Annotated in this window: 17 protein-coding genes; 8 read left to right on the top strand and 9 right to left on the bottom strand. The window is 57.2% G+C overall.

Annotated elements, in window-relative coordinates; all coding sequences use genetic code 11:
• The first annotated feature begins 100 nt into the window (after positions 1–100).
• Positions 101–550: a nucleoside-diphosphate kinase gene (gene ndk, locus IGS16_RS21865; protein WP_172354111.1), complete on the top strand. Its 450-nt coding sequence runs from the start codon at positions 101–103 to the stop codon at positions 548–550.
• 524 nt (positions 551–1,074) lie between these two features.
• Here ndk and IGS16_RS21860 read toward each other — a convergent pair.
• Entirely contained in the window at positions 1,075–2,907 is a 1,833-nt protein-coding gene (locus IGS16_RS21860; protein WP_297089153.1) for a serine/threonine-protein kinase, read from the bottom strand.
• 199 nt (positions 2,908–3,106) lie between these two features.
• Here IGS16_RS21860 and IGS16_RS21855 point away from each other — a divergent pair, with 199 nt between their 5' ends.
• From IGS16_RS21855 to IGS16_RS21845, 3 genes are read left to right on the top strand one after another with little or no spacing between them, the layout of a single operon-like run.
• Positions 3,107–4,468: an amidohydrolase family protein gene (locus IGS16_RS21855; protein ID WP_297089151.1), complete on the top strand. Its 1,362-nt coding sequence runs from the start codon at positions 3,107–3,109 to the stop codon at positions 4,466–4,468.
• Between the two features lie 12 nt (positions 4,469–4,480).
• The gene (locus IGS16_RS21850) at positions 4,481–4,960 is read left to right on the top strand and encodes a DUF29 domain-containing protein (RefSeq protein ID WP_297089149.1); all 480 of its coding nucleotides are present in this window, start codon (positions 4,481–4,483) and stop codon (positions 4,958–4,960) included.
• 39 nt (positions 4,961–4,999) lie between these two features.
• Complete coding sequence (locus IGS16_RS21845; protein ID WP_297089147.1) at positions 5,000–5,434, top strand: gamma-glutamylcyclotransferase; 435 nt, start codon at positions 5,000–5,002, stop codon at positions 5,432–5,434.
• On the opposite strand, the gene IGS16_RS21840 is transcribed toward IGS16_RS21845, so the two are convergent.
• The 8 genes from IGS16_RS21840 to IGS16_RS21805 all read right to left on the bottom strand — a co-directional run bounded on the left by IGS16_RS21840 (position 5,381) and on the right by IGS16_RS21805 (position 12,111).
• Positions 5,381–5,992, bottom strand: a complete 612-nt coding sequence (locus tag IGS16_RS21840) for an aminodeoxychorismate/anthranilate synthase component II (protein WP_297089145.1) — start codon at positions 5,990–5,992, stop codon at positions 5,381–5,383. The genes IGS16_RS21845 and IGS16_RS21840 overlap by 54 nt on opposite strands.
• 37 nt (positions 5,993–6,029) lie before the next feature.
• Positions 6,030–6,497: a diacylglycerol kinase family protein gene (locus tag IGS16_RS21835; RefSeq protein WP_297089143.1), complete on the bottom strand. Its 468-nt coding sequence runs from the start codon at positions 6,495–6,497 to the stop codon at positions 6,030–6,032.
• A 236-nt stretch (positions 6,498–6,733) separates the two neighbouring features.
• Complete coding sequence (ybeY, locus tag IGS16_RS21830; protein ID WP_297089141.1) at positions 6,734–7,357, bottom strand: rRNA maturation RNase YbeY; 624 nt, start codon at positions 7,355–7,357, stop codon at positions 6,734–6,736.
• Positions 7,358–7,364: 7 nt separating this feature from the next.
• Positions 7,365–7,586: a DUF3285 domain-containing protein gene (locus tag IGS16_RS21825; RefSeq protein ID WP_297089139.1), complete on the bottom strand. Its 222-nt coding sequence runs from the start codon at positions 7,584–7,586 to the stop codon at positions 7,365–7,367.
• 279 nt (positions 7,587–7,865) lie between these two features.
• A complete protein-coding gene (locus tag IGS16_RS21820; protein ID WP_297089136.1) occupies positions 7,866–9,008 on the bottom strand; it encodes an ABC transporter ATP-binding protein in 1,143 nt (380 codons plus the stop codon).
• 64 nt (positions 9,009–9,072) lie between these two features.
• Positions 9,073–9,864: an ABC transporter permease gene (locus IGS16_RS21815; RefSeq protein ID WP_297089135.1), complete on the bottom strand. Its 792-nt coding sequence runs from the start codon at positions 9,862–9,864 to the stop codon at positions 9,073–9,075.
• Positions 9,865–9,874: 10 nt separating this feature from the next.
• On the bottom strand, positions 9,875–10,762 hold the full coding sequence (locus tag IGS16_RS21810) for an ABC transporter permease subunit (protein ID WP_297089133.1): 888 nt from the start codon (positions 10,760–10,762) through the stop codon (positions 9,875–9,877).
• Between the two features lie 113 nt (positions 10,763–10,875).
• Entirely contained in the window at positions 10,876–12,111 is a 1,236-nt protein-coding gene (locus IGS16_RS21805) for an extracellular solute-binding protein (RefSeq protein ID WP_297089131.1), read from the bottom strand.
• Positions 12,112–12,341: 230 nt separating this feature from the next.
• Here IGS16_RS21805 and cobO point away from each other — a divergent pair, with 230 nt between their 5' ends.
• The 4 genes from cobO to IGS16_RS21785 all read left to right on the top strand — a co-directional run bounded on the left by cobO (position 12,342) and on the right by IGS16_RS21785 (position 15,660).
• Positions 12,342–13,037 (top strand): cob(I)yrinic acid a,c-diamide adenosyltransferase, encoded by a 696-nt coding sequence (gene cobO, locus IGS16_RS21800; RefSeq protein ID WP_297089129.1) that lies wholly within the window; start codon positions 12,342–12,344, stop codon positions 13,035–13,037.
• A 116-nt stretch (positions 13,038–13,153) separates the two neighbouring features.
• Positions 13,154–13,318 carry a hypothetical protein gene (locus tag IGS16_RS21795; RefSeq protein ID WP_297089127.1) on the top strand — a complete coding sequence of 55 codons (165 nt, stop codon included), beginning with the start codon at positions 13,154–13,156 and terminating at the stop codon, positions 13,316–13,318.
• A gap of 767 nt (positions 13,319–14,085) precedes the next feature.
• On the top strand, positions 14,086–14,280 hold the full coding sequence (locus tag IGS16_RS21790) for an NblA/ycf18 family protein (RefSeq protein WP_068512792.1): 195 nt from the start codon (positions 14,086–14,088) through the stop codon (positions 14,278–14,280).
• Positions 14,281–14,787: 507 nt separating this feature from the next.
• The gene (locus IGS16_RS21785; protein ID WP_297089125.1) at positions 14,788–15,660 is read left to right on the top strand and encodes a universal stress protein; all 873 of its coding nucleotides are present in this window, start codon (positions 14,788–14,790) and stop codon (positions 15,658–15,660) included.
• Positions 15,661–15,701 lie beyond the last annotated feature (41 nt).

The raw sequence follows: 15,701 nt of genomic DNA, 5'->3' as shown, positions 1-15,701 counted from the left end.
GCAAGGGTTCCGCCTGGAGTCCCCCGGTTGGACTGTCCGGATCGGAACCCACCGCTCGGAATCCAGTTAGGAGTTATTTGGAGTATTTGGAGTAACTATTGTGGAACGCACCTTTATCGCAATCAAACCCGACGGCGTGCAGCGCGGGCTGGCGGGCGAAATTATCCGCCGCTTTGAGACGAAAGGCTTTACCTTGGTGGGGCTGAAGTTTTTGCAGCCCAGCCGCGAGCTGGCGGAGCAGCACTACGCGGTTCACAAGGAGCGCCCCTTTTTCGCAGGTCTGGTGGACTTTATCACCTCTGGCCCGGTGGTGGCGATGGTGTGGGAAGGTGACGGCGTGATTGCCTCGGCCCGCAAGCTGATCGGCGCGACCAACCCGCTGAATGCCGAACCGGGCACAATCCGCGGCGACCTGGGCGCAAACATTGGCCGCAATATCATCCACGGTTCCGACGCGCCAGAGACGGCGGAGTATGAAATCGGCCTGTGGTTTAAGCCGGAAGAACTGGTGAACTGGACGCCGACGATTATGCCCTGGGTGCATGAGTAGGGCGATCGCCCGTTTTTGCCCGTTTGGTTGATTGCCCGTTTGGTTGATTGCCCGTTTGGTTGATTGCCCGGTTGGTTGATTGTTGGATGGGTTGAAACGACTGGCGAACCAGCAATCCTTGGGGGAAGCCTTCCCCCAAACCCCCTGCTTGGGGGACGAAGCGCGTCCCCCAAACCCCCTCCGACCTCGGTATCGGCGGTGTCCGTCAACATTCTGTCCGTCTGCAATTCGGTCGGCATATTGCCAGACATCTCTGGGCGGAGTTGTTCTGGAAAAGCCTGCGGAAAGAACGCTGCGTGATTCTCCCAGGAGACACTGCGTGATTCTCTCAGGAAGACGCTGCGCGATCGCCCTTATTACCTCTGCAATGCGAAGCGACCTCTCACTCTCACCGACAAACCCTTAGGAGGGGGTGTGGGGGACGCTTCGTCCCCTGCAAAAGGGGGTGTGGGGGATAATCCCCCAAGGCTGTTTGGCTCGCCAGTCGCCTCAATCACACACCCGCGTCCAAAGGATCGCAGATCCTAACGTCGCCAGAGCTTAATCGTGCGATCGCGGCTTCCCGAAATCAAAATCTGACTATCGGTCGTAAAGGCGATCGCATTCACTTCGCGGGTATGCCCCGCCAGCGTGTGGCAGAGTTTGCCATCGGGCAAGCTCCACAGCTTTACGGTGTGGTCGCTGCTGCCGCTGGCGAGGAGGGTTCCGTCGGGGCTGAGGGCGATCGCCTTTACCCAGTCGTGGTGTCCATTGAGTACCTGCACCTTGCGCGTCTCAAAGTTCCAAAGGCGCACACTATGGTCGCTGCTGGCGCTCACCAGAATCGACCCATCTGCACTAAAGGCGATCGCATTCACATCGCGGCTGTGCCCTTCCAGCGTTTTCAAGAGTTCCCCCGTATAAAGGTTCCACAGGCGAATCGTATTGCCGCTGCTGCCGCTGGCCAGCAGGCGACCGTCGGGGCTAATGGCGACGCAGGTGACGGCGCGGGGTTCTTCCAGCGTGCGAACGAGCCGCCCTGTCGCCAAGTGCCACAGCCGAATCGTGTGCTGATCGCTGCCGCTGACCACCGTCTGCCCGTCGGGACTGACCGCCACCGCCAGCGACACGATCGAATCCGACGGATCGTTTAACGCTCGCAGCAGTTCGCCGTTCTCCGGATTCCACACCCGCAGCGTATCATCCAGGCTGCCGCTGATGAGCCGCTGCCCGTCGGGGCTAAACACCAGCGATACGACGGGTTCCGTATGTCCCAGCAGAATCCCTGTGGACTGGTCGGTTTTTACGTCCCACAGCCGAATCGAGCCGTCGAAGCTGGCGCTGGCAAACTGCTGATTGCGCGGGTTGAGGGCGATCGCCGCCACAGCCTGTTTATGCTCACACAGCGTCCGCATACAGCGCCAGGGCGATCGCTGGGGCGGAACCGTAGCGGCGGGAATCATCGGCGCAGACGGACGATAGGGCAGGGCGAAAGACACCTGCGCGGGTTCCAGATCGTGCAAGACGGCGCTAGCGGCGGCGTATCGGCGGCTGATGGCCGGCTCGATCATCCGGTCGATGACTAGGGCCAGGTCATCGCTGACGGATTGCATCAGGTGGTCGCGCCATAGCCAGCGCCCTTCGACAAAGCAATACAGGTCAATGGGCGGCACCTCGGTCATCAGATGGATGCAGGTAACCCCCAGGCTGTAGAGGTCGCTGGCGAAGGTGGCCTTGCCTGCCACTTGTTCCGGTGCAGAATAGCCCGCACTACCGATGACCGTGCCCGTTTTGCTGAGGCTGGAAGCCGTTGTCATCTTCGATGCGCCAAAGTCCACCAGGGTCAGCGTTTCCGTGTGGCGATCGCGAATAATATTGTCGGGCTTGATATCTCGGTGAATCACCTGATGGTCGTGGACAAACTGCACCACAGGCAGCAGACCCCGCAGCAGATGCCGGATTTGGTCTTCGTCAAACGCGCCCGCTTGCAGCAGTTCTCGCGTCAGGGGATGCCCGTCTACATAGGTCTGGATTAGGTATGGATAGCCGTTTTGAATAAAATGCGCCAGCAGTTTGGGAATCTGCGGATGCTGCCCCAGTTCGTCCAGCCGCTCGGCCTCCCGCTGAAACAATTCCTCTGCTTTGGCGGCGTGGCGGGTTCCCGGCTTCGGCGGAAACAGTTGCTTGATGACGCAGCGCGGCCGCGAGGGCAGGTATTCATCCACCGCCAAAAACGTCCGCCCAAACCCGCCCGCCCCCAGCGGCTCCAGCGCCCGATAGCGATCGCCCAGCACCAACTCCATCCCGCAACTCTGGCAAAAGCGGCGATCGCCCACATTGCGGGGATTGGCACAGTTGGGATTGAGACAATAGCTCACGGAGGGTTGCAGGGAGAGGTGAATGGAGTTGGGGAGGGGGTTTGGATTTTGGGTTTTGGGTTTTGGATTTGGGATGTTGGGGTGGGGTGGAGAGGCTGCGGGGGCCTTGCCCAGGATGAGCTAATGAGACTAGAAGGGGGACTGGAAAGTAATCAGCTAATCAACAAATTGTGAATGGCCTACGACAATTCTCCATCGGGTGGGATTAGAATCGCCACATCTCGCCATTGAATGTCACGTCACGTCTGCCCTACCCCACCCCAACCCGCTGCCGATGCTGGAATTCACCGACTGCGTTGTGCTGTATGGCCCAGAGCTAGGGCCGCACTGGTGCGATCGCCTCTCTGTCACCGCCGACACCATCACCCGCCTCGACCTAGGCGCACCCTGCCTCAGCCTGGAGCGGGGAACGCAGGTCATCGTGCCCGCTTTTTACAATAGCCACACCCACATGGGCGACGCTTGCCTGCCCGACGGCGCAACGGGTATGACGCTGGAGCAGGGCTTCTTTCGTCCCCACGGCTACAAATATCGAGAACTCGCGAAACAATCCGAAGCCGAACACCTCCGCCACATCACCGCCCACCTCCACTACATGGCCCGCACGGGCACCGTGGGACATATCGACTTTCGGGAGCAGGGCACGTATGGCAGCGAGCTACTGCGCCGCGCTTCCGCAGAAACGGGCGTGCGCTCGGTGGTGCTGGGCCAGTTCAACGAGTTGCCCTTTAGCGATGCCCAGCTTCGGGAAAACCAGGCTCCGCTATCGGATGCGGCGCTGGCGGAACTGGCGGCCGTGCTAGCAGTTGCCGATGGCTTTTCGGAAAGCACCATGAACGACCTCACCGACGCCGCCTGGGTGCAAATTCGCGAGATGACCGAGGCACAGGGAAAGCTGCGGGCAATCCACTGTCTGGAAAATGAAGGCTACCGGGACGTGAGTCTCGCCGTCACTGGGCGGGGCGACCTGGAGCGAGCGCTGGATCTGTATCAGCCGCATCTGGTGATTCATGCCACCGTCGCCAACGATGCCGAAATCGCCCTGATGAGCCAGCACCGCACCAACATTGCCCTCAATCCCCGCGCCAATGCCAACCTCGGGCTGCCGCTACCCCCCATCGCCAAATTACTGGAAAGCAATGCCAATCTGCTCCTAGGCACCGACAACGGCCTGCTCAACAGCCCCAACCTGTTTGCCGAACTGGATTTCACCTATAAAGTCGCTAAGAGCCAGTATGGCGACGCGATTCGCCCCGATCCCAGAGCGATTCTGAAAATGGTGACGACCAACGTGCGATCGCTCCTCGGCGGCGACACCTACGGCTATCTAGAACAGGGGCTTCCTGCGGATTTTGTCGTGCTGGACTTTACCCAACCGCATCTCCGCGCTAGTCGCCACATTCCTGCCAGTATCGTTACTCGCGTCACGCCGGCCGACGTGTTGGCTACGGTTCGTCAGGGTAAGGTGTTGTTTGGAGAACGGAGAACGAAGAACGAAGAACGAAGAACGAAGAACGAGGGAAGAGGGAAGAGGGGTTGGATTCTGGAGAAGTTTGCATGATGGGAGATGGGTATGGCGGAGTTTCCAGCGAAAGCTACGCTCTATGACCAAGATTTTTGCCTCTGGATAGACGAAACTGTGGCTAAGCTGCGGGCAGGCGAGTTTGGCACTGTGGACTGGGCGCATTTGATTGAGGAGGTTGAGGCCCTGGCCAAGCGCGATCGCCGCGAGCTAGAAAGCCGCCTGCGAGTGCTGTTGAGTCATTTGCTGAGGCGGGTTTATGTTAAATCTCCAGAGGATTATCGGGGTTGGGAAAACCCGATCAAAGAACAGCGCAGCGAAATCCAGCTACTGCTCAAAGATTCGCCCAGCCTCAAGGGGTATCTCGCCGAGATTTTTGAAGCGTCCTGGCGCTATGCTGCTGGACAGGTGAAGGACGACTATCCTGATGTTGCCCTGCCTGCCCATTGTCCGTTTCCCCCAGAGCTTGAACCCCTTCTGACGCAAAAGTTCTGGCTGGCTAATCCGCCTAGGCAAAACGCGGGAAACTAAAGATAAACCCTAGATAAACCCTGCATCTATCCTTGCAAAATGCTTTCTCCCGACCTGCTGCATGTTTTTGTCTACGGTACGCTGAAACCCGGCGAATATTTCTATCCGCGCTACTGTGAGGGCAAAGTGGTGGCCAGCGTAGAGGCGATCGCCCTGGGCACGCTCTATGACTTGCCGATGGGGTATCCGGCGCTCACGCCTGGGGAAGACCCCGTTTATGGCTATGTGCTGTCCTTTGCGGATTTTGGCGTGCTGGCGGCGCTGGATGAACTGGAGGGCTATGATCCCGACAGCTCGCCGCTGTTAAACGAATACGAGCGATCGCTGGCAACGGTGTATGACCTGAACCGGGAAGCGCTGGGCCAGGCCTGGCTCTATTGGATGGCGACGAAACAGGCAGAACAGCTTGGCGGCACGCGCCTAGCCCACGGCCGCTGGACGGGGCGGAATCTGCCGCAGGAAGTTTCGCAATAGCTGCTTACCCTGGTCGGTCAAAATGCTTTCGGGGTGAAATTGCACGCCCTGGAGGTGCGGAAATTCTCGATGGCGCACGCCCATAATCGTGCCGTCTTCTATCCAGGCGGTAATTTCTAGCACGTCGGGGCAGGTTTCCCGATCCACCACCAGGCTGTGGTAGCGCGTCGCCGTCATGGGGCTGGGGATGCCCTCAAACACGCCCACGCCCGTATGCTCGATGGCGGATGTTTTGCCGTGCATTAGCTCCGCCGCCGAAGTCACCCGACCGCCAAACACCTGCCCAATCCCCTGATGCCCCAGGCACACGCCCAGCAGCGGCAATTCTGGACCCAGTTCTGCAATCACCTGCGGCGAGATGCCTGCATCCTCCGGCCGTCCTGGGCCGGGCGAGATTACAATGCCGTCTGGCTGCAATTGCCGAATTTCTTCGACCGTAATCTCGTCGTTGCGATAGACCCGGATATCGGTCGCGACGGGCAGTTCTTCCCCCAGTTCCCCTAGATATTGCACCAGGTTATAAGTAAAGCTGTCGTAGTTGTCGATGACCAGGATCATGAGGAATGAAGGGTTGGAAAGTGGGGATCGTGTGGAGTTAGACTAGCCCTAGCACCGCCAGCAGCGGGGGCAGCAGCAGAGAACCCGCTACCAGCAGGGCGGCGATCGCCGAAATCAGCACGGCCCCAGCGGCGCAGTCTTTGGCGGTTTTGGCGAGTTCGTGATACGTCTGCTTGACGGTGAGATCAACGACGGACTCTAACGCGGTGTTCAGCAGTTCCATCGTCAGCACCAGTCCGCTCGTAAGACCGATAATCGCAATTTCGACCCGGCTCAGTTGGAGCCAGAGGCTCAGACCAATGGCAATCGTGCCCACCAAGAGATGAATCCGAAAATTTCGCTGCGTAAAAAAGGCATAGGTCAGCCCCGCCCAGGCGTATCGAAAGCTAACAAACAGGCTGGATGCAACCTTCCAGGACAACTCCCGATTGGGCTTGCTGGGAAAGGGAATCGGAGGCGGTGGTGGAACCGCTTGATAATTCTCAGTAGGGAGTGACTGGGGCATAGGAATCATTGCAATTGAGATGCGTATCGAAAGGACATTTAGGCTTGACCAGTAGCCAATCGCTTAAGAACTCACATAAAAACTCAAACTGGTATTCAGAACAGAGTTCAGGTAAAAGCAGAGACTCGATAGCTGACCATAGCCTCTCTGGTAATTTCAGCGTCTCGCTTTATCAATCATCAGAATGCCCAGTTCCAAATGGCAATGGACACGGCTGTAAAGATGTGACTCCCTGGTCAATCATACTGAACCTCCAGCGCAACAGTTTGTAGCAGATTAACTTGTTGCTGCAACATTTTTTGGAGGTGAGCCTCGTCGGGATGATCCCATCCCAGCAGGTGCAGCAGTCCGTGGGTCGCCAGCCAAGCTAGTTCTTCGGTCAGCGTGTGGTTGCGCTGTTGGGCCTGGGCAGCGGCGGTATCCATCGAGATGATGATGTCGCCTAGAGGAAAGGGTTCTTCGGCAAGCAGTCCGGCAGGCAGCGTCACGCCAGACTCCGTTGCGGAAAACGACAGCACATCTGTTGGGCGATCGACCTGGCGGTATTGAGCATTGAGCCTGTGAATCTCGACATCGGTGGTCAGCCGCAGACTCAGCTCATACGCGCCAATGGGAGAGAGATCGGGCGCGAGTGCCGTAAGCCAGGTTTGGAACCAGGTGATCCAGGTGTCCTGCGAAATGGGAGAGGCGATCGCCCCCTCCTCTTGCACGTCCACCTCAACTGAGATTTCCTGTGAGGTTTCCTGTGAGGTTTCCTGAACAGGCTGGGCTTCAGGGACTCCAGTCCATACTTCAGCAGCCAAACGCCCCACTCCGGAGGCTTCTGGGATATCGGCTCGACCCGGAAATTCTGGAATCATCGTCCCTTCACCGCGTTAGGTAGGCCAGCCCCACCAACAGCCCCAACAGTCCCACAGTGGTCAAAGCAAAATGCTTGAGCGACGTGCCCCGCTTGCGAACCATGTTCCGCATGGCCAGTTTCACATAGCTGGGCGGCGGCTCCGATGGCGCAGCCTGTGCAGGATTGGGAGTATCGACAACACCAGCAGGCGCTTCCTCCGACGAGGCGGGTTGCGAACGTTCACTCATAAACTAAAGCCCCTGGCTCAACGCATAGAATTCGCGTACCAGAATAACTCTAAACCATCCCCTAATGTAACGAACTGTGGACTTAATGTTAAATCTCTGTTAAACCTTTCAACGCTGAAGCCTTTCAGAAGCTTCCCATCATTTGCCACCCTCAGCGTTGACTCTCACGATTCCAGCTTTCTCGGCCTGGTGAACCGCGCACACGCTTTGGCCCTCTGCGCGCCCAGCGACTTATTCGCCCAGCGAAACAGGAACCCGGTCGGCTGCTCGATGCTGTTTTTAATCGCGCACCGGATCTTCAACATTCAAAGTCGCTGAACGCTGGATAGGCTTAGGCGCTTCTTCGATCGTTAGCACGCGGCACTGATCTGGCGGGAAGCTCAACTGCACCAGTTGCCCAGCGGCAAACGCTTCTGCCTGACCTGTCGGCACATCCACATTCAAATAAAACTCGCCCACCAGCACCGACAGTCGCACCGTTGAGCCAAGGAAGGTTCGACCTGTAATCAACCCGCTCAGCAGATTGGTATTGGGCGGGGCGGTTTGCTCTGGCGGCTGGGCGGTGATGCTCTCTGGACGCACCAGCACCACCACGCGGCTGCCATCGGGTAGGTTTGTCGGCTGCGTCTGCAAAAACTCGTCGGGCAGGCTGGTGTTGGGGTGGGTGTCGATGCGGACTTTGCCGTCTACCCAAAAGCCGGGGATCTGGTTCATTGCGCCAATGAAGGAGGCGGTAAACGCAGTGCTGGGGGTGAGGTAAATCTCCTCTGGCGTGCCTAGTTGCTCAATTTTTCCTTGGGACATGACCACGACGCGATCGCTCACACACAGCGCCTCTTCCTGGTCATGGGTGACAAACAGCGTGGTGATGCCCAACTGCTGCTGAATCCGGCGAATCTCGTTGCGGAGCTGCACGCGCACCTTGGCATCCAGCGCCGACAGGGGTTCGTCGAGCAGCAACACCTGCGGTGAAATCGCTAGCGCCCGTGCTAGGGCGACCCGCTGCTGCTGCCCGCCCGAAAGCTGATGCGGAAAGCGATCGCCCATACTGCTCAGTCCCACCAGTTCCAGCATTTCCTCCACGCGCCGCTGCTGCTCTCCCCGGTTCATTTTCCGCAGACCCAGCCCAAAGGCGACATTCTGCGCCGCCGTCATGTGGGGAAACAGACTGTAAGACTGAAACACCATGCCCATGTCTCGCCGACTCGCCGGAGTTCGCGTGATGTCTTGCCCGTTTAGCAAAATGGTGCCGCTGGTGGGCTTCTCAAACCCCGCAATCATCCGCAAAATCGTTGTCTTGCCGCAGCCCGACGGCCCCAGCAGCGAGACAAACTCGCCTGACTGGACTTGCAAATCGACTCCGCGAACTGCCAAAGTCTTGCCACCGTAGGATTTGGAAAGTTGGTTGAGGGAGAGGTGCATGGGAAAAGGGAAGAATGAAGAGGGAAGAGGGAGGATTGCGCGTTTCCAAAGGTTCCGTTACAACTTACCGTGGCCCGCCCAACTGGCCGCTGCTGCTGCGGCCCAGCAGTTGCACGATGCCGATTGCGCCCCAGGTGAGGGCAAAGCTAACGACGGCGAGGGCAGAGGGTTCGTAGACTTTGCTGCTGGCGAGCAGGTTCATGTAGGGGCCAAAGGCGGGCTGAGCCAACAGGGCGGCGATGGTGAATTCGCCCATGACGATGGCGAAGGTGATAAAGGCTCCGTTCAGCAGGGCGACGCGCAGGTTAGGGAAGATGACGCGCAGGATGACGGCGGGCCAGCTTGCGCCGAGACTCTGGGCGGCTTCAGTAAGGGTCTGCACGTTGATGGCGCGCATCCCAGTGTCTACGGCGCGATACATATAGGGAAAAGAGAGGACGACGTAGGCGACGGTGAGCAAGATCCAGCCGCCCGTGCGCGTGTTGAGCAGCGTGGTGCTGTAGGTGCGGATTAGACCAAAGACCAGCACCACGGCGGGAACGACAAAAGGCAGCAGCGTGATTAGCTCCATCACTGGGCGCATCCGGGGCAGCCGGAGCTGCACCCAGTAGGCCGTGGGAACGATCAGCAGCCAACTGAGGGCGATCGCTGCCAGCGCCGTCAGCGCTGAAAAGGTAAAGCTTTCAAAAAACTTGGGGTCGTTGAATATATTGCTGTAGGCGGCGAGGCTAAGGGTGTCTCTTTGTGCCCGCAGCGAAAAGTCAATGGTGGCGAGCAGCGGGATGGCAAAATATAGGGTGCCGATCACCATCCATAGCCACGCCCAGGAATTGCCCCGCTTGGTCGAATCCATCATTCCACGCTCCTCATCGCACCCACCTCGACGTGCGCCGCTGGAGCCAGGAATAGAGGGCGATCGACACAGCCATGATAAACACCATGCCCAGCGCCAGAGCATTGCCTAGACCCGGATTTTGCAGCGCGTCGCCCCGGATCTGCGCGTCGATTAGGATGGTGACCAGGTTAATCTGTCCGCCTGTGAGTGCGTAGGCCGTGGCGTGGGCCCCAAAGGCATTGCCAAACAGCAGAATCATTGTGCCCAGCAGCGACGGCATGAGAATCGGCAGCGCCACCTGCCGCCAATAGTCCCAGGAACTCGCGCCCAAGTTTTCCGCTGCCTCGCGCCACTCCCGCCGCAGCCCGTCGAAGGCTGGCACCAGGATCAGCACCGTCAGCGGAATCTGGAAATACAGATAGGTGAACATCAATCCCCAAAACGTGTAGAGGTTGAAGCCCTGGGCGTAGAGATCTAGCCCAAGATTTTTCAGCCAGCCAGTCACTAGGCCAAGTCGCCCCAGCGTTGCGATGAAGGCAAAGGCCAGGGGAACCCCTGCAAAGTTGGATGCTACACCAGAAAAGGTGACTAGGGGCGATCGCACTTTTTCGGGCAAGCCACCCGCCGTCACCGCATAGGCCATCAGCGCCCCCAGCAAGCCGCCAATCAGCGCCGTCACAATGCTGAGGCGAATGCTGACGGCATACGCGGACATAATGCTTGGCTGGCGCAAGTCTAGAATGTTTTGCAGCGTAAACTGTCCTGCATTGTCCTGAAAGCTGCGAATGGCGATCGACAGAGCCGGCAGGATCAAAAAGGCAAAGGCGAATGCAAAAAACGGGACTAGACCGAGCCAGTCCCAGCGGCGATCGCCCTTCGCAGCCGATTGAACTGATTCCAGCGGTTGAACAAGCGTCATGCTGATTTATGCCACAAAAGCCGCCATCCGATCAAACAGTCTGACCAGACGGTCTGACAAGGTAGTTCGATTGAACAGCCTGATCAGACCGCCAGCCAGATAGCAGCAGAACCTTACTTCACGTCAGCGCCAACCACGCTGTCCCACTCCTTGGTAATTTTGTCGTTGGCGGGGGTGATTTGCGCTGCTGTGGGGAATGCCGCCTTTTCATAAATTGCGGCATCGGGCAGTTTCGCCTTCAGGTCAGCCGGAATCACGTTGCGCGCGTTCAGGTCGTCAAAGCGCACCGGACGCGAGTAGCCCTTCAGCCAGATCAACTGCCCTTCGTCGGAATAGAGATGCTCCATCCACAGACGAGCCGCATAGGGACGCGGTGCGAAGGCGTTGATGGCCTGGGCGTAAACACCCGCCAACAGACCCGTTTTTGGCAAAATCACCTCAATCTTGGGGTTGCCGCCCGTTGCGTCGCGGTTGGCCAGCGCGTTGTAGTCCCACCGCAGAGCGATCGGGGTTTCACCCTTAGCAATTGTGGCGGGCTTGGCGATGACGGGCAGGAAGTTGCCCGCGGCATTCATTTTTTTGAAATACTCCAGACCCGGGCCTGGATCTTCCAGGGAACCCCCGTTGCCCAGCGCGGCTGCCCACACGGCGTTAATGGCTTGACCCGACTTGCGCGGATCGCCCGCTAGCGCCACCTGCCCCCGATATTCCGGTTTCAGCAGGTCGCTCCAGTCCTCTGGCAGCGTCTTCACCACGTCGGCATTCACCTCAAAGGACATCACCCCGTAATAATCGGCAAACCAGAATCCTTCAGGGTCTTTCAGCGCCGCTGGAATGGTGTCCCAGGTTGCTACCTTGTAGGGCTGGAGGAGTCCTTCTCGCTTTGCCTCTTCGCCAAACTTAAAGGCCACGTCGATCACATCGGGGTTCTGGGGCCCGCTGTTGCCCTTATTGGCCTTGATTGCTTCGATTTCGTCGGCAGAGCTTGCATCTGGGTTCAGGTCATTTAGCTTGATGAAGGGATACTTTTGCAAAAAGCTAGACTTCATCTCCTTGTAGTTCGCCCAGTCATCAGGCAGGGCGATGACCGAAAGCTCACCTTCGGCCTTGGCCCGCTCGATGATGGCTTCTAGTCCACCTGCTTCGGCGGCTGTCAGCGGCAATCCACTGGTCGCAGGGCTGGCTGCCGGAGAAGCACCCGCAGGGCTGGCTGCCGGAGAAGCCGTCGGAGTGGTCGTCGATTGGGTGCAGGATGCCAGAATTGCACTACCAAACCCAGCAGCGCTCCAGCCTAGAAACGAGCGGCGAGAAACGCGCAGGGGAGATTTGGATTGGGGGTCTTGACTCATGGGGAAGTTCTCTCAGTGCCGAAAGGTTCAGAATCATGCCAATGTTAAGTACATCACCAGGAGTTAAAGCAGCGATTACTGTCAGGCTAAGAACTGGTTAAAGCTGGCGTGTAGAATTATCAATGCCTGACAGCGACTTTGTTACAATCCGCTAATTTCCAGCCTGTGACCCACCTGTGACTATCCTGCGACCTCTGCTATAGCATGGGGAGGTTCTCGTTTCAGGTTCTATGGTGATGACCGAAAACCTTGCCCTCACGCCCCAAGCTGACCAGGAAGCCGAGCAGCTTGATCAGGAGGCGATCGCGCCCGGACTCACGGATGAGCAGTATCGTCGCAAGATGCAGCGCCGGAAAGAGGTTCAGGAACAGCGGCTAGCAGAGCGATCGCTCACAAAAGGCCTGATCATCGTCCACACGGGCAATGGCAAGGGCAAGACGACTGCGGCCCTGGGCATGGTGCTGCGATCGCTCGGCCATGGTCACCGGGTCGCCATTGTGCAGTTCATCAAGGGCGCATGGGAACCTGCTGAAAAGACCGTGCTGCAACCCTGGACGACAGGCGAGCCGCCGCAGTTGGTCTTTCACGCAATGGGCGAAGGCTTTACCTGGGAAACCCAAGACCGCGATCGCGACATTCAAAAAGCGCACGAAGCCTGGGAGACTGCCTTGACCTATATTCAAGATCCCGATGTCAAGCTGGTGTTGCTTGATGAGGTCAACGTTGCGCTAAAGCTGGGCTATCTGGCAGTGGATAGCGTACTGGCCGGACTAACGCAAAAGCCAGAGGAGTCTCATGTCATCCTCACCGGGCGCGGCGCACCGCAGGCGCTGATCGACCGGGCGGATTTGGTGACAGAGATGACGCTGGTGAAGCATCCGTTTCGGGAGCAGGGCGTGAAGGCACAGCCGGGAATTGAGTTTTAGGGCGATCGCCCACCAGCGCCCATGAATTCCTAATTTTTGTAGCAAAAGCTACCATTTGCTGTGGGCGATGCTATTCTGAGGAAAGTGTTTCTCTATTACCTTCATCAGAATTGCAAATGTTGGGACTTAACAGAAAAAATCGGGTTTCTCGCGAACAGGTTGCTCAGATGCACCACGACAACCTGCGCCAAAATATTCAGCGTCGTCTGGAAGCGGCTCGCGCCAAGGGCGACGAGACACTGGTGCGTCAGCTCGAAGCGGAAGCCGACTACATTGGCTAAGTCTGAGTGGGGCTAAGTCTAGGTAGGGCTAAGTCTGAGTAGGGCTAAGTCTCAGTAGCGTACAGGCTGGATCGGGGCCAGGTAAAAGGATTCATAGGATTTGCGCGGCTAGTTCCGGCTGCTGGTTCCGACAGATCCAACCGACCTCTGATCAACGTTTTCCTATTTGGCAGATTACATAAATGGCGATCGCCTCTATCCCCAGGGCGATCGCCATTTTTTGTGTCTTATCTCACTGATCGCATCGCCCCAGTGTTACAAACGCTCTCATAATTGCCCCAAAACCCTATTCAGGCTTTCTTTAAGCTTTTTTTGCGTATTCCACCAAAGCCATACTGATGAATCTTTATAAGAAGTTCAGAACGATGTGATTTTTGTCAAGTCCTCAGGATGTTCAATCCGAACTTTTTTACATTTCTTCACTTGCTAAAAGTAACTCCAACCTGGTTGCACTTCGGCCGCCAGGAATGATCCCTCAACCGGAGGATGACGATCGCCCAGCACTTTGCACAAGCCCTAAGGGGCAAGCTCAAGGAAACCTCAACCAAGAATCTGTCCACAGATCTTGCCTAAGATTTCAAAGACTCACCCACGGGGGGACTGTGCATTTTGTCAAACGATTGTTATCTTTTTTAATAGAAAGGTGGAAGCATGGAGCCTGTTTTAGGGAACCCTACGAGGAACCTATCCAGCTAGCTTCCCAAGGAAGCTCGAATCCAACCATGTTCGACTTCTGACGTTGTTTACCTCAGTCAAGGAGAATTCCAATGAACGAACGAATTGAACTCTCTCTAGAACAGCAGTTCAGCCTGCGGTCTTTTGAAACCCAGGTCGAAAACATGAGCCGAGAACAGGCCCAGCACTTCCTGGTCAAGCTCTACGAGCAGATGATGCTGAAGGATGCCACCTACAAGAGCTTGCTAAAGCACCAGTGGGGCATCGAAGGCGGGGCGCAGTTCTAGTCCGCTAGAGTCGCAGTCGGCGACCTCCCTCTCTTGCTCGATTCCTGTCCTGTTGGGAAAGGAGCTGGGGATGCTGGGGCGTCCGCTCGATCTCAAGTCATTTCAAAAGCCTGATTGCCTTCTCCGGTTTCTGCTGACTAGCACTAGATCGTTGCAAATTCTCTAAGCATTGCACTCCATACTTTTTCTCGGCCTTGGCTCCTGTCAATCGTTTCAGGTTGCGCGTTTGAGCGGCGCACCGACAGTTACCCTGTGCCAATCCTTTCATGACTTTGCTGAGTAGTTGACCAAGATTCTACAGCCTAGTAGCGTTCTATCCTGGTTTCACCCGCCAAATAACAGCCCTGATGCCTATTTAACGTTTCGATAGAGTAGTTTCAAGGGGAAAAGGGTTCGAGTTTTTCGCGTTGAGATGGTAGGGTTGGGTAGGGTTTCGCCGCGCCAATTTGCAGCCGTAACTCGCTAGGCAATTCTCACCATGCAGTTAATAGCGCCCCCTCATCGCGTATGTTCAAGCGTGCTTTGATTTGCACCGACTTTAAAGACGGTCTCTATCGCTTTGCCCGCTTCGTCCCCAGCCTCTCGGCATCCGGGCTACAGCAGATTACGTTTTTACACACGGTTCCCGTTCTGGAGGGGCAAATCCCTCGTGAATCTGACAAGCCGTTTGTGGAGGCGCGAGAGCGTTTTGCAAGGCTGCTGGGCGATGTGCCTGCTGGGGTTGACGTGCAAGTTGAGGTGGCCTGGGGTAAGCCCGTCGAGCATATCCTTTCAGCCCGTAAGAAATATCAAAGCGATATCGTCTTTATTGGGACTGCGGGAGATGGGCTGCTGAAGGAAAAGCTGTTTGGCAGCACGCCAGTTTCTCTCTGTCAGCAAGGAACGACGGCACTCTTGATTCTGCGTCCCCAGTTGATTTCGGCTTACACCGAAGAGGAGCTAGACCTGCGGGCCCGGCATCTGTTCCGCTACTTGCTCTTGCCCTATGACGGCAGCGAAGCCGGACAGGCAATGCTCCGCCAGGTTAAGCAACTGGCAGCCGATCGCCCCCCCGGAACCTTAGAGAAAGCCTTGCTGTTTACGTCTATTGAAGATGTGGCTCGTAGCTCTGTGCTGCGGGATGCAAAGCGCGAAGAGGCAGCGAAGAATTTGGAAGCGGCAAAGCGAGAGCTAGAGGCGCTAGGCGTGAAAACGGATACGGTGGTGGCGCATGGCAATGCGGTGACGCAGGCGCTGGAAACGGCGATTGATATTGACATTACGGCGATCGCCACGTCGTCCAAAAGCATCGGGCGATTGGTAGAACTGTCGGTTCCCAGCTTTACGGGCGATCTGCTGCGCCGAAGCTGGCACCCGATTCTGTTTTTCCCACCGTCCTAGCGACTCACCCCGAATTTCCCTTTTCCTGATTCATTCACCGA

This window comes from Thermoleptolyngbya sp. C42_A2020_037 (genome assembly GCF_015272455.1).
Taxonomy (GTDB): Bacteria; Cyanobacteriota; Cyanobacteriia; order Elainellales; family Elainellaceae; genus Thermoleptolyngbya.
This window is presented reverse-complemented; position numbering and strand designations above follow the sequence as displayed.

What these genes read in the sequence shown, in the direction of transcription:
- IGS16_RS21850 (WP_297089149.1), top strand. Translation starts at nt 4,481, where the DNA reads ATGGCGGAGTTTCCAGCGAAAGCTACGCTCTATGACCAAGATTTTTGC.
- IGS16_RS21845 (WP_297089147.1), top strand. Translation starts at nt 5,000, where the DNA reads ATGCTTTCTCCCGACCTGCTGCATGTTTTTGTCTACGGTACGCTGAAA.
- IGS16_RS21840 (WP_297089145.1), bottom strand. Translation starts at nt 5,992, where the DNA reads ATGATCCTGGTCATCGACAACTACGACAGCTTTACTTATAACCTGGTG.
- IGS16_RS21835 (WP_297089143.1), bottom strand. Translation starts at nt 6,497, where the DNA reads ATGCCCCAGTCACTCCCTACTGAGAATTATCAAGCGGTTCCACCACCG.
- ybeY (WP_297089141.1), bottom strand. Translation starts at nt 7,357, where the DNA reads ATGATTCCAGAATTTCCGGGTCGAGCCGATATCCCAGAAGCCTCCGGA.
- IGS16_RS21825 (WP_297089139.1), bottom strand. Translation starts at nt 7,586, where the DNA reads ATGAGTGAACGTTCGCAACCCGCCTCGTCGGAGGAAGCGCCTGCTGGT.
- IGS16_RS21820 (WP_297089136.1), bottom strand. Translation starts at nt 9,008, where the DNA reads ATGCACCTCTCCCTCAACCAACTTTCCAAATCCTACGGTGGCAAGACT.
- IGS16_RS21815 (WP_297089135.1), bottom strand. Translation starts at nt 9,864, where the DNA reads ATGATGGATTCGACCAAGCGGGGCAATTCCTGGGCGTGGCTATGGATG.
- IGS16_RS21810 (WP_297089133.1), bottom strand. Translation starts at nt 10,762, where the DNA reads ATGACGCTTGTTCAACCGCTGGAATCAGTTCAATCGGCTGCGAAGGGC.
- IGS16_RS21805 (WP_297089131.1), bottom strand. Translation starts at nt 12,111, where the DNA reads ATGAGTCAAGACCCCCAATCCAAATCTCCCCTGCGCGTTTCTCGCCGC.
- cobO (WP_297089129.1), top strand. Translation starts at nt 12,342, where the DNA reads ATGGTGATGACCGAAAACCTTGCCCTCACGCCCCAAGCTGACCAGGAA.
- IGS16_RS21795 (WP_297089127.1), top strand. Translation starts at nt 13,154, where the DNA reads ATGTTGGGACTTAACAGAAAAAATCGGGTTTCTCGCGAACAGGTTGCT.
- IGS16_RS21790 (WP_068512792.1), top strand. Translation starts at nt 14,086, where the DNA reads ATGAACGAACGAATTGAACTCTCTCTAGAACAGCAGTTCAGCCTGCGG.
- IGS16_RS21785 (WP_297089125.1), top strand. Translation starts at nt 14,788, where the DNA reads ATGTTCAAGCGTGCTTTGATTTGCACCGACTTTAAAGACGGTCTCTAT.